This window comes from Xanthobacter variabilis (assembly GCF_043831965.2).
Classification (GTDB): Bacteria; Pseudomonadota; Alphaproteobacteria; order Rhizobiales; family Xanthobacteraceae; genus Xanthobacter.
The window spans coordinates 1,371,129-1,388,584 of sequence record NZ_CM195533.1 but is presented as its reverse complement, the minus strand read 5'-3'; the positions used below and the strand labels follow the sequence as shown (position 1 = coordinate 1,388,584).

Annotated in this window: 15 protein-coding genes; all 15 read right to left on the bottom strand. The window is 64.5% G+C overall.

What is annotated here, in order from left to right; translation table 11 throughout:
- Positions 1 to 237 precede the first annotated feature (237 nt).
- The 15 genes from V5F26_RS05985 to sufD all read right to left on the bottom strand — a co-directional run bounded on the left by V5F26_RS05985 (position 238) and on the right by sufD (position 17,452).
- The gene (locus V5F26_RS05985; protein WP_394946926.1) at positions 238 to 1,287 is read right to left on the bottom strand and encodes a sulfate/molybdate ABC transporter ATP-binding protein; all 1,050 of its coding nucleotides are present in this window, start codon (positions 1,285 to 1,287) and stop codon (positions 238 to 240) included.
- A gap of 67 nt (positions 1,288 to 1,354) precedes the next feature.
- A complete protein-coding gene (cysT, locus tag V5F26_RS05980; protein WP_234053924.1) occupies positions 1,355 to 2,209 on the bottom strand; it encodes a sulfate ABC transporter permease subunit CysT in 855 nt (284 codons plus the stop codon).
- A gap of 126 nt (positions 2,210 to 2,335) precedes the next feature.
- Positions 2,336 to 3,331, bottom strand: coding sequence for a sulfate ABC transporter substrate-binding protein (locus V5F26_RS05975; RefSeq protein ID WP_394947094.1), 996 nt, complete (start codon positions 3,329 to 3,331; stop codon positions 2,336 to 2,338).
- Positions 3,332 to 3,988: 657 nt separating this feature from the next.
- Positions 3,989 to 4,642, bottom strand: a complete 654-nt coding sequence (locus tag V5F26_RS05970; RefSeq protein ID WP_394946925.1) for a nitrogen fixation protein NifQ — start codon at positions 4,640 to 4,642, stop codon at positions 3,989 to 3,991.
- 16 nt (positions 4,643 to 4,658) lie between these two features.
- Positions 4,659 to 4,952 carry a ferredoxin III, nif-specific gene (gene fdxB / locus V5F26_RS05965; RefSeq protein WP_234053927.1) on the bottom strand — a complete coding sequence of 98 codons (294 nt, stop codon included), beginning with the start codon at positions 4,950 to 4,952 and terminating at the stop codon, positions 4,659 to 4,661.
- Positions 4,953 to 5,012: 60 nt separating this feature from the next.
- Complete coding sequence (locus V5F26_RS05960; RefSeq protein WP_234053928.1) at positions 5,013 to 5,213, bottom strand: CCE_0567 family metalloprotein; 201 nt, start codon at positions 5,211 to 5,213, stop codon at positions 5,013 to 5,015.
- A gap of 7 nt (positions 5,214 to 5,220) precedes the next feature.
- A complete protein-coding gene (locus tag V5F26_RS05955) occupies positions 5,221 to 5,694 on the bottom strand; it encodes a NifX-associated nitrogen fixation protein (protein ID WP_234053929.1) in 474 nt (157 codons plus the stop codon).
- Between the two features lie 111 nt (positions 5,695 to 5,805).
- Positions 5,806 to 6,201 carry a nitrogen fixation protein NifX gene (nifX, locus tag V5F26_RS05950; RefSeq protein WP_234053930.1) on the bottom strand — a complete coding sequence of 132 codons (396 nt, stop codon included), beginning with the start codon at positions 6,199 to 6,201 and terminating at the stop codon, positions 5,806 to 5,808.
- Positions 6,202 to 6,225: 24 nt separating this feature from the next.
- Positions 6,226 to 7,629, bottom strand: a complete 1,404-nt coding sequence (gene nifN, locus V5F26_RS05945; RefSeq protein ID WP_394946924.1) for a nitrogenase iron-molybdenum cofactor biosynthesis protein NifN — start codon at positions 7,627 to 7,629, stop codon at positions 6,226 to 6,228.
- 10 nt (positions 7,630 to 7,639) lie between these two features.
- Positions 7,640 to 9,547, bottom strand: coding sequence for a nitrogenase iron-molybdenum cofactor biosynthesis protein NifE (gene nifE, locus V5F26_RS05940; RefSeq protein ID WP_394946923.1), 1,908 nt, complete (start codon positions 9,545 to 9,547; stop codon positions 7,640 to 7,642).
- Positions 9,548 to 9,693: 146 nt separating this feature from the next.
- On the bottom strand, positions 9,694 to 11,253 hold the full coding sequence (gene nifK / locus V5F26_RS05935) for a nitrogenase molybdenum-iron protein subunit beta (RefSeq protein WP_394058788.1): 1,560 nt from the start codon (positions 11,251 to 11,253) through the stop codon (positions 9,694 to 9,696).
- Positions 11,254 to 11,363: 110 nt separating this feature from the next.
- Entirely contained in the window at positions 11,364 to 12,869 is a 1,506-nt protein-coding gene (nifD, locus tag V5F26_RS05930) for a nitrogenase molybdenum-iron protein alpha chain (RefSeq protein ID WP_234053935.1), read from the bottom strand.
- Positions 12,870 to 12,944: 75 nt separating this feature from the next.
- Positions 12,945 to 13,823: a nitrogenase iron protein gene (gene nifH, locus V5F26_RS05925; RefSeq protein WP_394946922.1), complete on the bottom strand. Its 879-nt coding sequence runs from the start codon at positions 13,821 to 13,823 to the stop codon at positions 12,945 to 12,947.
- 1,053 nt (positions 13,824 to 14,876) lie between these two features.
- A complete protein-coding gene (locus tag V5F26_RS05920) occupies positions 14,877 to 16,118 on the bottom strand; it encodes a cysteine desulfurase (protein ID WP_394057151.1) in 1,242 nt (413 codons plus the stop codon).
- A gap of 5 nt (positions 16,119 to 16,123) precedes the next feature.
- The gene (gene sufD, locus V5F26_RS05915; protein ID WP_394946921.1) at positions 16,124 to 17,452 is read right to left on the bottom strand and encodes a Fe-S cluster assembly protein SufD; all 1,329 of its coding nucleotides are present in this window, start codon (positions 17,450 to 17,452) and stop codon (positions 16,124 to 16,126) included.
- Between the last annotated feature and the right edge of the window lie 4 nt (positions 17,453 to 17,456).

The window sequence follows — 17,456 nt, the reverse complement described above, 5'->3', positions numbered from 1 at the left end:
CCCCGGTCCCCGGCCGACTGCTTACGGGGCCAGGGGGGGAGCCATGAAACCGAACTGAACGCTTCGACGGTCCGGCCAGTGACGGTGATCAACGGGCGCTCAGCCGGCGCGCCTTGAGGCCGGCGGGCTGAGCCAGGTCCATGCCGCGGACTCCCCCGCCCTTCGCGCGCCCCTGAGACTCTCCCTGGGACACCCCCTTGGCACACGTCTTCGGCCCGGTACGCGCGGGCGTCCGCATCAGGCGGTCGCGGAAAAAACCCGGTAGCGGTGGGGCAGCAGGCCCACCTGGGCGCCGACGGCAATCTCCCGATCGGTGGGCACCGCGGCTTCCACCACCGTGGTGCCGGCATCGGAAGCGATCTCCACATCCACACGCCGGTTTGGGCCGAAGCTGCGCAGGGCCAGGACCCGGCCGGCGAACGGCGCGCCCTCGGGCGGCGCCAGCTCCACCTCGTGGGGGCGCGCCAGGATCTGCGCCGGGCCATCGCCCACCCCCTGGGCATCGAGCGCCAGCCGCTGCCCCTTGAGATAGAGCGCCCCGCCGCGCACTTCCCCCGGCAGGCGCACGGTTTCGCCGATGAAATCGTGCACGAAGGCAGTCGCCGGATTGCGATAGACATCCTCCGGGGCGCCCACCTGCTCGATATGACCCCGGCCCATCACCACAATGCGGTCGGAGACCTCCAGCGCCTCCTCCTGGTCGTGGGTGACGAGCACGGAGGTGACGGGCATTTCCTCATGCAGATGCCGCAGCCAGCGCCGCAGCTCCTTGCGCACCTTCGCATCGAGCGCGCCGAAGGGCTCGTCCAGCAGCAGCACGCGCGGCGAGATGGCGAGCGCCCGCGCCAGCGCCACGCGCTGCCGCTGGCCGCCCGAGAGCTGGGCCGGATAGCGATCCGCCAGCCAGTCGATCTGCACCAGGGACAAAAGCTCGTTCACCCGCTCGCGGATGGCTGCCTCGGGCAGCTTGGCCGGGCCGCGCCGGACACGCAGGCCGAACGCGACATTCTCGAACACCGAGAGATGGCGGAACAAAGCGTAATGCTGGAACACGAAGCCCACATTGCGCTCGCGCACCGAGCGGGAGAGCGCGTCCTCTCCATCGAAATGCACCTCGCCGGAATCCGGCCAGTCGAGCCCCGCAATGATGCGCAGCAGGGTGGTCTTGCCCGAGCCCGAGGGGCCCAGCAGCGCCACCAGCTCGCCGCTATTGATGTGCAGCGACACATTGTCGAGGGCGGTGAAGGACTTGAAGCGCTTGGTGACGCCGACGATGTCGATGCTCATGGGCGGGTTCCTGAAAAGCGGGCTTTGCGGCAGCGCGGCAGCGCGCGGAAGAACGAGAAAGGTGGGCTCATGATGCCCTCCCGCGCCGCTCGCTCCAGCGCTGCAGGCCATTGATGGCGGCCAGCAGCACGAACGAGGCCAGGAGCATCACCACCGCGATGGCGGTCGCGTCCGCATAGCGGAACTCCTCCAGCCGGATCACGATGAGCAGCGGAGCAATCTCCGACACGCCCGGCAGATTGCCGGCAATGAAAATGACGGAGCCATATTCCCCCACCCCGCGCGCAAAGGCCAGGGCGAAGCCGGTGACCAGCGAGGGCCCGATGGCCGGCAGCACCACGCGGCGAATGGTCTGCCAGCGCGAGGCGCCGAGGCTGGCGGAGGCCTCCTCCAGCTCCTGGTCGAGATCGGTGAGCACGGGCTGCACCGTGCGCACCACGAACGGCAGGCCGATGAACACCAGCGCCACCAGAATGCCGAGCGGGGTGAACGCCACCTGGATGCCGAGCGGCGCCAGCAGCGAACCCACCCAGCCATTCTCCGCATAGATGGCCGTCAGCGCGATGCCCGCCACGGCCGTGGGCAGGGCGAAGGGGATATCCACCAGCGCATCCACCACCCGGCGGAAAGGAAAATCATATCGCACCAGCACCCATACCACCACGAGCCCGAGCACCGCATTCACCACCGCCGCCGCCAGAGAGAGGCCGAACGACACCTGAAGCGCATGCACCGTGCGCTCGGCGGTGACGATGGACAGGAAGCGCGAGAAGGTGAGCTCCGACGTCTTGATGAACAGCCCCGCCATGGGCAGGAGCACGATCAGGCTCAGCCACGTCAAAGTCAGCCCGAGCGTGAGCCCGAAGCCGGGTATGACGCTCCGGGGCCGACGGCGTGCGAAAGGAAACGCAAGGTTCGACATGACGGACAGTTCACCGCTCTCCGGCGCTGACGGGGGAAACGAGGGCGCCGCAGGGCATTCCTAACACCCCGCGGCCCCGGTCCGCACCCTGTCGCGTGGTCGCTGATGACGGGAAGATGCCCAATGCTACCGTCCGGTGATCTGATCGAACACGCCGCCATCGGAGAAGTGCGTCTTCTGGGCTTTCTGCCAGCCGCCGAACACCCCATCCACGGTGAACAGCTCCACCGGCGCGAACTTGTCCTTGTACTTGGCGGCCACCTCGGCATTGCGCGGGCGATAATAATGGCGCGCGGCCAGCTCCTGCCCCTCGGGGGTGTAGAGGAACTTCAGATAGTCCTCAGCCACGGTGCGCGTGCCCTTCTTGTCGACCACCTTGTCGACCACCGCCACCGGCGGTTCCGCCAGGATGGACACGGAGGGGGTGACGATATCGAACTTGTCGGGGCCGAGCTCGTTCACCGAGAGATAGGCCTCGTTTTCCCACGCGATCAGCACGTCGCCGATGCCCCGCTCCACGAAGGTGACGGTGGCGCCGCGCGCGCCGGTGTCCAGCACCGGGGCATTCTTGTAGAGCGCCTGAACGAAGGCCTTCGCCTTCTCCTCATCCCCGCCGAACTTCTTGAGCGCATAGCCCCACGCGGCCAGATAGTTCCACCGGGCGCCGCCGGACGTGCGCGGATTGGGGGTCACCACCTTGATGCCGGGCTTGGTGATGTCGTCCCAATCCTTAATGCCCTTGGGATTGCCCTTGCGCACCAGGAACACGATGGTCGACGTGTAGGGAGAGGAATTGTCGGGCAGGCGCTTCTGCCAATCCTTGTCCAGCAGCCCGCGCGCCGCGATGGCGTCGATGTCATAGGCGAGCGCCAGCGTCACCACATCCGCTTCCAGCCCATCGATGACAGAGCGGGCCTGCTTGCCGGAACCGCCATGGGACTGGCGAAGGGTCAGCCGCTCCCCGGGGTGCGCCTTCTCCCACTGGGCGCCGAACGCCTTGTTCACGTCCGCATAAAGCTCACGCGTGGGGTCGTACGACACGTTCAGAAGGGTGGTTTCCCCGGCGATAGCCCCCTTGCAGCCAACACCGCCCGCCGCCACAGCCAGGACAAGAGCCGCCATCCAGGCGCGGATGGACGAGGGACGTGCGCTCATGGGACCTCCAGAGGAAACAGGCGAATGCGCCGAACGCTTTATGAGAGCGACGATCGCACCCTCTGGCCGCACCGTCAACATAAATCGATAAATATGATGGTATTAATCGATTTATGGGCGGCGCGCCGATATTCCCGTGCCCGCACGGGTTTTCACCGAGATGCGCCCATCCTTGTCGATCTTGGATCCATCAGCAGCTGCAGGCCCGCCACCGCCCTCAGCCGAGAGCTGCCGGCACGCGGCTCAGGGCTCCCACATGCGCCGCGATCAATGCTGACGGGACGGCGGCCGCCGCGGCGGGGATAGAGCAATTTGCCCCATGGGAAAGCCCGAGCGCACCGACGCCGGACGCGTCCGCCAGCCCGTGGGACAAGCCGCAGGTTACCGCGTTGCAGAGCCTCGGGAGGCGGCGCGACTGCGGACGACTGGGCGTGACGAGGGGCTAGGCATGGCACGCCTTCGGTCGGCGCGCCCCCCTCACCGCTTGCGCTCCAAGACTGGAGACGCAGGACCGCGCCCGCGCGGACACTGGCAGCTTTTTCGGATTGCAGAATGAAGTGTTCAGCTTGCGCCAGGCGCGCCGACGCGGTGAGAGGCACCGCGAACGCTAATCGCTCGCGGCGCTTATTCCGCCGCCGCGGGGAATTCCGTCACCGGGGGCTCGGAGGATGGCCTGCCGTTTCGCGCCCACGCCAAGCGGGACTCACCATCTTCCGCCCCAAAACACACGTGAAAGTCATCGCACTCCGCGCACACCGGCGCCGTGCACAAGGTGAAGCCTTCCGAACCGCAGACCATGCGATAGAGAAACTTCTTCCACTTCATGTCGTTGCGATTCTTTTGCGTCAGCGGAGCGAAGTGGCGCTTCATCAGTTCGGAGAGCTCGCCGCGATTGCGCAGCCCCAGATCCTGCCACAAATGGTGGGGCGACTTGCAGCGCCGGGCAATCATTGCCCCCAACAGCTGCTCAAGAGCATCGCCGCTCGTGCAATACATGCCCAGAATATCGCGGATGGACTGCTCTTCCTTGTCCACGTCGGGAGCGGATGCCGCGCACCACTTTTCAGCCTCCGCCCCCAGGTGCTGAAAGGCAAGGCCGAGCAGCCGGCGCAGCTCGCCCCCTGAGAGGCCGACGCCCTGCAGCGGGCCCTGTCCGGATGCGCGCCCCTCCACCACGGCAAGGGAGAGGATCGCGGCGACGACATGCCGGTCGAAAGCGTCGCAATCGACGGGACCGGGCGTTGCGAGGAGCTGGTCGTAGACCTCTTCTGCCGTCATCGCCGCTGCTCCTTGATCAGGCCGCCTTGTCCATCCCATGGATCTGGCAGTTGGCGGGACACACTCGGGCGCAGGCACCGCAGCCGATGCAGGCCCCCGAATCGTTCATCACCATCACCTTCTTCTCGACGTCATCATCCTCGTCATCATCGAGGCTGACCACTTCGCCGTCCTCGTTGATACCTTTGAGCGTCATCACATCCCGGCCGCAGACCTTGTAGCAGCGCCCGCAGCCGATGCACTTCCCGGCATCGATGTCGAGCAGGTAGTCTGGCTGCCAAGCTCGACCATCTCGGGTTTCGTTAGACATGGGAAAGACCTTCCAGGTTCAGGCGGCCCGCCCCGGGCCGCCAGGATCAACCGGCGCGCGTCACGCCGCTTCGAGGGCCTTGAGCTCCGCCCGCTTCTTTTCCAGGTCGGCAAAGGCATCATGGGCCTTCTTCGCCACCACCGGGATCTGCTCCCAGTTCACCGGCAGTTCCTCGGAGAGGTCATGAAGGTCCATCTTGGCCTGGGTGGCCTTGGCCGACAGCTTCTTGAGTTCCGCCTTCAGGGCATCGATATCGCTCATGGTCGCCTCAGTAGTTGGCCACTTCCGGGAACTTCTTGATCATCTCGACGCCGGAGGTGACATACTTCATGCCCTCTTCCCCGAGCTTGCCGAGATTGTCGAAGCCGAAACGGTGTATGTCGCGCAGCTGCTTGTTCACCACGATCAGCCGGCCGCCGATAAGCACCATGCGGCCGAAGCCTTCGTGGCTCATCTTCAGCATGGGGCTGATCATCACGCGGGTCTCGCGCTCGATGAGCAGGCACACGGCGTTGAAGAACAGCTCCAGCCGCCAGATGGTCTCCGGATCGGGATCGCCGATGATCGGCAGCGCGCGGCGCGCTTCCTTGTCGATGATGTAGGGCTCGATCAGGTCGAGATCCTTCTTGCCTTCCCAGGCGCCGTGGGTGTCCTGGGCGCGCCAGACCTTGATGAGCTCCTTGACAAAGGGCGACTCTTCCGCGGGAACCGTTGCGACGGCGGCTTCAGCTGCTTCGGCCATGGGGGCGTCCTCTCGAGCATTTTCGGGCGGCCGCAATTGCGCCGCGTGAAGGAAAAGCATCAAGCCGCGATGCCGCGGGTTTGACGCGAACGACTGGGGGCGAAAGACGCCTCAATCCTCGAAATCGAAGCTGCGCTCCTTGCCCTTGTTCAGGGCCTTGCGCAGCCACGGCGGGGGAGCGCCCTTCAGAACTTCCGAAAGCTTGTCGATCAGATCGGAGATCTCTTCCGGCTGATTCACCTTCATGGGGTGGATATTGTTCGCCACCACACGCGCCGCGCCCGAGCCGCCGATGGCGGCCACGTAGAGAATCGCACAATCCTTGATGGCCTCGATCTTCGGGGCCAGCTTGTCCTCGTTGCCGTCTTCCTTCAGGTCGCCGTCGAACTCGACGGATTCGATGAAGTGGTGCTCTTCCGGGTTCACCTCATAGATGGCGATGTGCTTCGCCCAACCGAAATGAGCATCGACGCGCTTCATGTCCTGCGTAGCAAATGCGACTTTCATGGTGCTTTCGCCTCGACATTCTTCTTAGTGATGGGTCGCTGCAGAAGTCGTGCCAGTTTCGTGGCCATGGCCGTCCGCATTCCACGGGTCGCGCCAGGTTTCCGGGGTCGGCTCGTGGTTCTCCTCGTGATCCTTGATGACGAGGTTCGCGAGATTGAAGATGAGGTCCCGCGTGCCGCGATAGCCCACCGAGAGCTGGTGGCCCGCGCCAAGCCGGTCGAACATGGGCATGCCGATGCGGTGGAACGGAATCTTCAGCCGTTCCGCGCCCTGGCGGCCATGGGAATGGGTCATCAGCAGGTCGCAGCCCCGCTCCTTGGCCAGGGTCTCCAGATCCTCCAGATCGCCAATCAGCACTTCCTCGGTGGGCAGCTTTTCGAACACCGGGGACTGCGTCGTCGTCACGGCCGCGACAATGTGGGTGCCCATCTCGTGCAGCATAGAGCCGATGTCGAACAAAAGGTCCGGCTCGGCACCAATGGCGAGCTTGCGCCCGCCGAGGTGGAAGTGGGCATCCAGCATCGCGTCCACGAGCTGGCCCCGCTGCCGGCGATACTTGCGCGGCACCGGCTTTCCCGACACCTCGCTGAGGAACATGATGAATTCGTCATTGGGCGCGAGCCCGCACAGGCGCTCGAACACCCTTCCCCTGGAGCCGGTCTTCTTCTCCATGGCATCCACCGCCCGGCGCATCTGCGCGCCGATCCCAATGGTCCAGGCCGCCTCACCCATGGTCGCGATTTCCTCAACGCCGATGCCGCCGATGGTGGTCGGCGTGAAATCGTCGGGAATGTGACCATCCAGAGAGCCCGCCAGATCCGGCAGGAAGGACGGGGCCAGCCCGAAATCCTCAATGATGGTGCGCAGCTCGTCCAGGTCGCCCGGCGTCATGTGGCAGCCGGGCAGCACATTGATACGCTTCGTGTCCTTGGCGGCCCCGGGCTCCGGCGTCTTCACCAGGGACTCGACCATCTTGGCGACGGTCTTCTCCCAGCCGTCCTGGAACGCATCCTTAAAGTCGGGCGTCGAGACATAGACGAGCGGGAAGTCCGCGAGCTGCGGATACTTGGCGCGGATGAGCTTGATATAGCCATCCACGTCGTCACCCTTGGTCTCCGTGACACCGGTGGAGCAGATTCCGATGATCTCGGGATTGGTGCGATTGTAGATGTTGAGAATCGCCTGCTCGACATTCTCAAGGCCGCCCAGCACCGTGGCCACCTCGCTCATGGCGGTGGTCTGCAGCGGAATGGCTTCCTTGAAGTGGCGCACGAACAGCACCAGGCCGAACGAGGTGCAGCCCTGGGAGCCGTGCAGCAACGGCATGCAGCCGCGCAGCCCCATGAACGCCAAGGCGCCGCCGATGGGCTGGCTCATCTTGAGCGGATTGACCGTGCAGGCCTTCTTGGAGGGAACGAGCTTCGCCATCTTGCCGCCCTCACTCCGCCGCCACCAGCGCGTCGGGCGCCGAGCCGCCGTTCACGCTGGACAGGATATCGCCCACCCGCTCCGCGCAGTTGCCGCAGCCACCGGAAGCCTTGGTCTGCGTCTTCACCTGCTCGACCGTCGTCAGGCCCTGCGCGCGGATGGCATCCTCGATGGTGCCCACATCCACGCTCATGCAGTTGCAGACCTTCTTCGCCCGGCGCGCAGCCTCGGCGGCCACCGGGTCAGTGATCACCTCCGCCGCGGCCGCCACGGCCACGCCCATGTTCTCGAAGATCTCTTCAATGCGGACCGAGCAGGCCCCGCAGCCCCCCGAGGCATTGGTGTGCTGACGCACGCCCTCCACCGACGTGAGACTGTGCGCCGTGATGGCATCCTCGATGGTGCCCAGATCCACACTCTTGCAATTGCAGATCTTCTTGGCGCGCCGCGCCGCCTCGGCGGCCACGGGATCAGCAGCGAGGGCGGCGGCTTCCGCCTCCATCTGCGCGATGGCCTTGGCCTGCCAGGAATCCTCGGGATTATCCCACGGGGCGGGCTTACGCACCTGCTCCCAGATGGGATTGTAGAGCGCCTTGTCGATCTCCTCGACCAGCTTCACCATGCCCACATAGCCCATATAGGCGTGGTGGCGCTCCTGGTTGATGTCGAGCCAGGGCATGTTGGCCTTGAGCGCGATGAACTGCGACCGGCCGCCCGAGAGCATGATGTCCGCTTTCGCGTCCTTCAGCATCTTGTACATTTCGCGCGGCTTCATGTCGTCGATCATGTGGGCGTCCTGCCCCATGAGCTCCTTGATGCGCTCCTTGTCTTCCTTGGTGGACTTCTTCACCGAAGTACCGACCAGCTCAAGGCCCGCTTCCTGAAGAGCCGCGACGACAGACCAGGACTTCACACCGCCGGTAATCAGCAGCACCTTCTTGCCCTTGAAGCGAGGCTTATACTTGGCGATGGCTTCCCAGGCCTTCTTCTCCTCGCGAGCGATGAGCGCCTCGGTGCGGTCCATCAGCTCCGGATCGGCGCCCTTCTCGATCAGCATCCGCGCGATTTCGCGCAGGGAGTCCGAGGAATCCTCGATGCCGTAGAAGGAGCCCTCGAAGAACGGGATGTCGTAGCGCTCCTCCATCTTGCGGGCCACGTTGATCATGGCCTTTGAGCAGACCATCATCGCCGCCTTGGCGCGATGGGAGGAGGCCACGTCCTTATACTTCGCGTCGCCAGAGATGCATGCCAGGACGCGGATGCCGAGTTCGTCCAGCAGCGGCTTCACCTGCCACAGCTCGCCCGACAGATTGTATTCGCCGATGATATTGATGTCGTACGGCGTAGTGTATTCCGGCTCCTCGGTGCCGATGACATGGTCGAGGATGGCTTCTCCGGCAAGCTTGTTGCCGAGATTCTTCGGCCCCACGAAGCCGGGCGAGTTCACCGGGATCACCGGCTTGCCAAACTTCTCCTTCGCCGCCCTGCAGACCGCATCGATGTCGTCGCCGATCATGGCGGGCACGCAGGTCTGGTAGACGAAGATCGCCGGCGGGTCGTACTTCTCAATGATTTCCTTGATGGACTTGAACAGGCGCTTCTCGCCGCCGAACACCACGTCCGTCTCGTTGATGTCGGTGGTAAAGCCCGTCCGCCAGATATTCGAGCCCGAGGACTTCGCGCCGCGATTGTCCCAGGAATTACCCTCGCAGGCGATGGGGCCGTGCACGAGGTGGGCGACGTCGGTGAAGGGCTGGAGCGCAATCTTTGCGCCGTCGAAGGCGCATCCGCCGGCGGCACCGCCGGGTTGCAGCTGCTTGGTGCAGCCCTTTTTCTTTTCGGCTTCAGACTTGTTCTGGTTCTTCGCGCATCCCGGTTCGTTGAAGACGGCCTGAATCGTGTTCGACAGCGAGCTCATGGATCTCTCCTTCAACGTCGGGGCTGTGTCAGATCGCGGAAAATTCGGATGGTCTCCCTGTCGGGTCGGCCCGGGTGGGGCTCCCGGATCGGCTCGCGGTCACGCAACGAAGCCCGGGCGGGAAAGTCCCGCCCGGGTCGAAGACATCAACGAATGATGTCGAAGGAGTAGTCGGTCTTGGCCGGAACGATGGTGTTCTGGTCGATGGTGTCGAAGATCTTGTCCAGGATGGTGATGAGCACGTTCATGCCACCCTGATAACCCCACACCGGACGGCGGTGATGGTGGTGACGGTCGAAGATCGGGAAGCCGATACGGATCAGCGGGGTGCCCGTGTCGCGCTCCAGATACTTGCCGTAGGTGTTGCCGATCAGGAAGTCCACCGGCTCCGTGAAGAGCAGGGACCGCATGTGCCACAGGTCCTTGTTGGGATAGGCCTTGCAGTTGCCGCCGAAGGGCGAGCTGTCGAACAGCGCCTGCATCTTGGCCGCCCACTTCGGGCCACCATTGGTGGACAGCACGGTGGTGGGCTCGGCGCCGAGCTCCAGCAGGAAGGCGGCCAGGCCGTAGCACAGGTCGGGATCGCCGTAGATGGCGAACTTCTTGCCGTGGATGTGGGCGGACGAGTCGGCGATGGCGTCAACCAGGCGGCCGCGCTCGCGGGCGAGCTCCTCCGGGATCTCCTTGCCGGTGATGCGGGAGACTTCCATCAGGAACTTGTCGGTGCCAGCGACGCCGACCGGGTGGTTGAAGGCGACCACTTCGTGACCATGACCCTTGATGAAGGGCAGAGTCTTCTCGGTGCAGTATTCCTGCATGGAGATGGTGGCCTTGGCGTGCACGGCGTTGGCCGCGTCTTCCAGGGTGGTGCCGCCGTCATACATGCGGAACTCGCCGTCGGTGGGGGTGTCCCACACGTCGGAATTGTCACCGAGGATGGTGTACTCGACGCCCATCAGGTTGAAGATCCGCTTGATCTCGCGGATGTTGCCGACGGTGTAGCCGTCGAAGCCGCCGAGGAAGTTGATCTTCTCGTTGGGCTCGCGCACCAGCTTGTCAGTGGTGCCGGCCTTGCCGTCCCAGAAGTGCTCGAGCACGCCCTTCATGGCATTGTCGTAGCCGGTGATGTGGCTGCCGACGAAGGCCGGGGTGTGGGCGAAGGGAACGTCATACTCGGCCGGGACCGAGCCTTTTTCCTTCGCGGTCTTGATGAACGCGTTCAGGTCGTCGCCGATGACTTCCGCCATGCAGGTGGTGGAGACGGCGATCATCTTCGGCTTGTACATGTTGTAGGTGTTGGCGAGGCCGTCAATCATGTTGTTGAGGCCGCCGAACACCGCCGCGTCTTCCGTCATGGACGAGGACACGCAGGAGGTGGGCTCCTTGAAGTGGCGCGAGAAGTGCGAGCGATAGTACGCCACGCAGCCCTGCGAGCCGTGCACGAAGGGAACGGTGCTTTCGAAGCCGACCGCCACGAACACCGCGCCGAGCGGCTGGCAGGCCTTGGCCGGGTTCACGGTCAGGGCTTCGCGGGCGAAGTTCTTTTCCTGATACTCAGGGGTCTTGGCCCACTCGCGGATCCGCTCCACTTCCGCGGGATCGCGGGGGTTCTCGAACATCCGCTTCTTGTTGGCCAGCATCTGCTGGTACTCGGGACCACGGAAAAGCTCGAAGTGATCGAGCACGTTATCTGCATTTTGTGGCATAGCGAACCCCTTATGGTGGGTCTTGAACTCGACGTGCCTCTCCCGTTGCCCCTCCCGCGTGCGGGAGGGGCTGGGACAAGCTGGCGCTAGCTGGTGCTAACCGCGCTCGATCACTCGGCGGCGAGCATGGTCGGCTTGGACGGAGACTTCTTCCACGGGGTGTTGGTCATCTTCCACACCGGAGAGTTGATCGCCATGTCCATGTCGCGGGCGAAGATGGCGAAGCCGTCATAGCCGTGGTACGGGCCCGAATAGTCCCAGGAGTGCATCTGGCGGAAGGGCACGCCCATCTTCTGGAAGACGTACTTTTCCTTGATGCCGGAACCGACCAGATCAGGCTGGATCTTCTCGACGAACTTCTCGAACTCGTAGCCGGTCACGTCGTCATAGATGATCGTGCCATCCTTGACGTAGTGCTGGGCGGTGCGCTGATAGTCGTCGTTGTGGGCGAATTCGTAGCCGGTGCCGACCACTTCCATGCCCAGGTCCTCGTAGGCGCCGATGACGTGACGGGGACGCAGGCCGCCCACGTACAGCATCACGGTCTTGCCTTCGAGGCGCGGACGATACTTCGCGATGACCGCGTCCATCAGCGGCTGGTACTTGGCGATGACGCGCTCAGCACCTTCCTTGATCTTGTCGTCGAAGTAGCTGGCGATCTTGCGCAGCGACTCGGCGATCTTGGACGGGCCGAAGAAGTTGTACTCGCACCACGGAATACCGAACTTCTCTTCCATGTGCCGCGAGATGTAGTTCATCGAGCGGTAGCAGTGGAGAACGTTCAGCTTCGCCTTCGGGGTGTTCTCCAGCTCGGCGAGCGAGCCGTCACCCGACCACTGGGCGATCACGCGCAGGCCCATCTCCTCGAGGAGGATACGGGAAGACCAGGCGTCACCACCGATGTTGTAGTCGCCGATGATGGCGACGTCATAGGGGGTGGACTCGAAGGGGGCGACCCGGTTCGGATCCTGCTTGTCGAAGATCCAGTCACGGATGGCGTCGTTGGCGATGTGGTGACCCAGGGACTGGGACACGCCACGGAAGCCTTCGCAACGCACCGGCACGATGGTCTTGCCGTCGTATTCCTTGGACTTCACCTTCGACACGGCTTCGATGTCGTCGCCGATGAGGCCGATCGGGCACTCGGACTGGACGGTGATGCCGTTATTGAGGGGGAAGAGCTCCTGAATTTCGTCCATGATCTTCGCGAGCTTCTTGTCGCCGCCGAAGACGATGTCCTTTTCCTGGAAGTCGGAGGTGAACTGCATCGTCACGAAGGTGTCGATGCCGGTCGTGCCGATATAGTAGTTACGGCGCGCCGCCCAGGAATACTGGCCGCAGCCAACCGGGCCGTGGGAGATGTGGATCATGTCCTTGATGGGACCCCACACCACACCCTTGGAACCGGCATACGCGCAGCCACGGATGGTCATCACGCCCGGAATGGACTTGATGTTGGACTTCACGCCGCAGTCGGACTTACCGGCTTCGTGCACGTTCAGGTGCTTCGCGCGACGCTTCGCGGTCTTCTCGGGATAAACCTTGAGAACTTCCGCGATGAGTTCTTTGTTGCGCGCCTTGATTTCAGCAACGCTCTGCTTTTCGGCCAAGCTCATCTTGAAATCTCGCTCTCGTTGGGGTTGCCGTCGTCCCGGCCGGGTCGCGGAGCGTCCCGGCCGGCGTCATCACACTCAGGCGGTGAGCTCGGCAGCGGTCTTGCCGACCTGGCTCTCGTCGACGGCCTTCATGATGCCGTGCTCCATGAGCAGGTCCTCGAGCTCGTCCATGGTGATCGGGGTCGGGATGATGCCGTTGCCGGCATTGCCGTGCACGCGGGTCGCCAGGTTGCGGTAATGCTGGGCCTGGGCGCTTTCGGGCGCATACTCGATCACGGTCATGCGGCGCAGCTCGGCGTGCTGCACGATGTTGTCGCGCGGCACGAAGTAGATCAGCTGGGTGCCGAGCTTCTTCGCCAGGGACTCCGCCAGCTCCAACTCCTTGTCGGTCTGGCGCTCGTTGCACACCAGGCCGCCCAGGCGCACGCCGCCGGAGTTCGCATACTTCAGAATGCCCTTGGAGATGTTGTTGGCCGCATACATGGCCATCATCTCGCCGGACATGACGATGTAGATTTCCTGGGCCTTGTTCTCGCGGATGGGCATGGCGAAGCCGCCGCACACCACGTCGCCCAGCACGTCGTAGGACACGTAGTCGATGTCCTCATACGCGCCGTTCTCTTCCAGGAAGTTGATGGAGGTGATCACGCCGCGGCCGGCGCAGCCCACGCCCGGCTCCGGACCACCGGACTCCACGCAACGGATGTCCTGGTAGCCGACCTTCATCACGTCCTCGAGCTCGAGGTCTTCCACCGAGCCGGCGTTCGCCGCCAGCGACAGGATGGTGTCCTGGGCCTTGGCGTGCAGGATCAGGCGGGTGGAGTCGGCCTTCGGGTCGCAGCCCACGATGAGGATCTTGTGGCCCATCTCCGCCAGAGCGGCCAGGGTGTTCTGGGAGGTGGTCGACTTGCCGATACCACCCTTGCCGTAAAACGCGATCTGTCGCAGCGACATCTTGCTCTCCTAATGAACTTCACCTGTGTCGGCGAACGCCCGAGGGCGGTTGCCGCCGTTTGACCTGATGCACCCCCGTTGCCCGGGCGCACCCCTTGCACTCAGCGCATCGGCGCAGATGCGGACGTGGCTCCTTGGCAGCCCACAAAGCCTGCAACCTGTTGCCCGCATAGAAGATAGCAACGAGCGTGCCAGTCACTGCCGCAGTCAAAAACTATTCAAATGTAGAGGGATAGCGCGGCGTGTCGGAGAATCCGGGGCGTGTTCAGAAACCGACACAGGCCGCCAGGGCCCAACATCCGCCTTTGGCACTGTTCGAAATGAAACATGCTCGCAAAGAGGCGCGCGCACGGGGCGAGGCAGGACGTCGAGGGGACATGTACGGCCGCGTCCATTCTCACAGCGCGGGGCGCTCATTGCGGCACCGCCCTGGGGCGTGGATGCGAGTCGCGGCGACTGCGCGGCGCCGGCTGCGGCTGCCCGGCACCGGCGGAGCACAGCGCGACAGCTCCCGAACGCGGCGCTTCGGTGGCCAATGCTTTAGCGTTGAAGAAGAGCCGTGCCGCCCGCCCAACCGGAGGTGCGGTCGGGGTCGGTTCGGAGGCGCAGCACCTGTGGCAGGCGCGCGCGCAGGCGGCGTTCGCTTCGCACCAACCTAGGGGCGACACGCTAGCGACATGAGAGCGCTTGGGGCGAGAACCGATATCGCGCGAGACCCACCGCGCCTTCAGGCGGGTTGGCGCATGCACAGCGCGGAACAGCCGGTAGGCACGATCTGGCCCACGCGGCCTCTGCGCCACATCCCCCCCACCGCGCATTCGCGAACGCGGGCCGCCGGCGCGCCAGTAGGGAACGGCCCCCACCACAAGCGCCGAAACGCCTGCCCCGCACGGTCCAAGCCGGCGGCACATCGTGCAGGAGCATCGGGAGGGGAGAGATTGGGGGCGCTTCCTATGGTAGGCTGGTCGCCCGCAAGCGCCGCGCATTTCGGAAGTGGCTCGACCGGCGCAGGCCCGGGAGCGGCCGCCGGCCCTTAAGCCGGCGGCAAAGGCGTCAACCGAACAGGCTCTCGGCCTTCTGCAGAGCCTGGACGAACCGGTCCACTTCCTCGCGGGTGTTGTAGAGCCCGAAGGACGCCCGGCAGGTGGCGGTCACGCCGAAGCGTTCCATCAGCGGCATGGCGCAGTGGGTGCCGGCGCGCACGGCGATGCCGTCATGGTCGATCAGTGTCGCGAAATCGTGGGCATGGGCCCCCTTCATCTCGAAGGAGATGATGGCGCCCTTGTCCTTGGCGGTGCCGATGATGCGGATGGAGTTCAGCTCGCGCAGCCGCTCCATGGCGTATTTGAGCAGGTCCTGCTCGTGGGCGCGGATGCGCTCCTTGCCGATGGAATTGATGTAGTCGAGCGCCGCGCCCAGGCCCGCCGCCTCGACAATGGCGGGCGTGCCCGCCTCGAACCGATGGGGCGGATCGCCATAGGTCACGGTGTCGAGCCGCACTTCGCGGATCATCTCGCCACCACCCATGAAGGGCGGCATGCCCTCCAGGATCTCATACTTGCCGTAGAGGGCGCCGATGCCGGTGGGCCCATACAGCTTGTGGCCGGTGATCACGTAGAAGTCGCAGTCGATATCCTGCACGTCCACATCGAGATGGACGGCGCCCTGCGAGCCATCGACCAGCACCGGGATGCCGCGGGCATGGGCGATGCGCGTGACTTCCTTCACCGGAACGGTGGTGCCCAGCACGTTCGACATCTGGGTGATGGCGACGATCTTGGTGCGATCGGTGAGCAGCTTCTCGAACTCGTCGAGCAGGAAGTTGCCCTCGTCGTCCACCGGCGCCCACTTGATGACGGCGCCCTTGCTCTCCCGCAAGAAGTGCCAGGGCACGATATTGGCGTGATGCTCCATGATGGAGATCACGATCTCGTCACCCTCATTGATGTGGGTGCGCCCATAGGTGGCCGCCACGAGGTTGATGGCCTCGGTGGCGTTGCGCGTGAAGATGATCTCCTCATTGCGCCGGGCATTGAGGAAGCGCGCCACGCGCTCGCGACCGCCCTCGTAGGCCTCGGTGGAGGCATTGGCGAGGTAATGCAGCCCGCGATGCACGTTGGCATATTCGGACGTGTAGACTTGGTTCATCCGGTCCAGCACAGCCTGGGGCTTCTGGGCCGATGCGCCATTGTCGAGATAGACGAGCGGCTTGCCGTTCACCTGGATGCCGAGGATTGGAAAATCCTCGCGCACCCGCATGACGTCATAGCCGCCGTTGGTCACAGCGGGATGCATCGATCTCACTTCCGCTCGATGAGCCAGTTGCGGGTGGCGTCGGCCAGGGCGACGCGCACCCCTTCATGACCGATAGCATCAATCACCTCACCCACGAAAGCCTGGATCAGGAGCGCCTCGACCTCCTTCTCCGGAATACCGCGAGCCATCATGTAGAATTTGAGCTGCTGATCGAGCGAGCCGGTGGTGCAGCCGTGGCCGCACTGCACATCGTCGGCGAAGATCTCCAGCTCCGGCTTGTTGTCGGATTCCGCCGTGTCGGACAGCAGCAGGGCCCGGCTCATCATGCGCGCATCGGTCTTCTGCGCGCCGGGGCGCACCGAGATGCGACCCTGGAAGATGTCCTGGGCGTAGCCGTCCAGCACCGCGCGGAACTGCTCGCGGCTCTGGCAATTGGGCGCGATATGCTCCACCGCCAGCATGGTGTCCGCGTGCTGCTTGTCGGCAATGAGGCTGACACCGGACAGGCTGGCGTCGATATTCTCACCCGCAAGCTGCACCAGAAGCTGGTTGCGGATGGTCGCACCACCCACCGTGAAGTTGGCGTTGGCAAACTTGGCGCCCGCCTCCACCTGCGCCAGCAGAGTGGAGATGTGCAGGGCCTCATCACCCTCGGCGGTGATTTTCAGCCGCTCGAGATTGGCCCCCTCACCCACCACCGCTTCCAGCGCGGTGTTGACCTGGTAGGCCGCGCCCGCCGGCCCCTCGTGACTTTCCAGAACAAGCGCGGAGGCGCACTTGCCCATCACCAGAAGCGAGCGGGTGAAGGTGGCGGTGACGCCCGCCTCGGTGGTGACGAACACCAGATGCAGGGGGCGCGACAGGCTCGCGCCTTCCGCCAAGCAGATCACCACGCCGTCGCCCATGAAGGCGGTGTTCAGCGCCAGGGCGGCATCGGTGCTGGGCACCGTCTTGCCGATCTGGGCCGCCAGCGGACTGCCCGAGCCGAGAACCTGCGCGAGGGACGCCACCGAAAGACCGGGCTCGAGATTCGCCAGGTCCGAAATATCGGGCGCGAACGTGCCATTCACCACATAGAGCCGGCGCGCGTCGATCCCCGCCAGCATCGGGCAGGCGGCGACAGCGCGGGCGAGCGCCTCGGTGCCGGGGGCGGGTGCCAGGGGCGGAGCTTCGCGCAGCAGGGCGCGCAGGTCCGTATATCGCCAGCTCTCCACGCGGCGGTGCGGCAGACCCGCTTCCGCAAACGTCTCAAACGCGGCTTCGCGCTGGGCGGCCACATCGGCGCCGCCCGGCAGGGTGGATTTCACGGAGGCGAAGGCATCGGCCAGGGCCAGCTCCGCGGCGGTTTTCATGAGGCGGACATCTGCGGCCATGGTC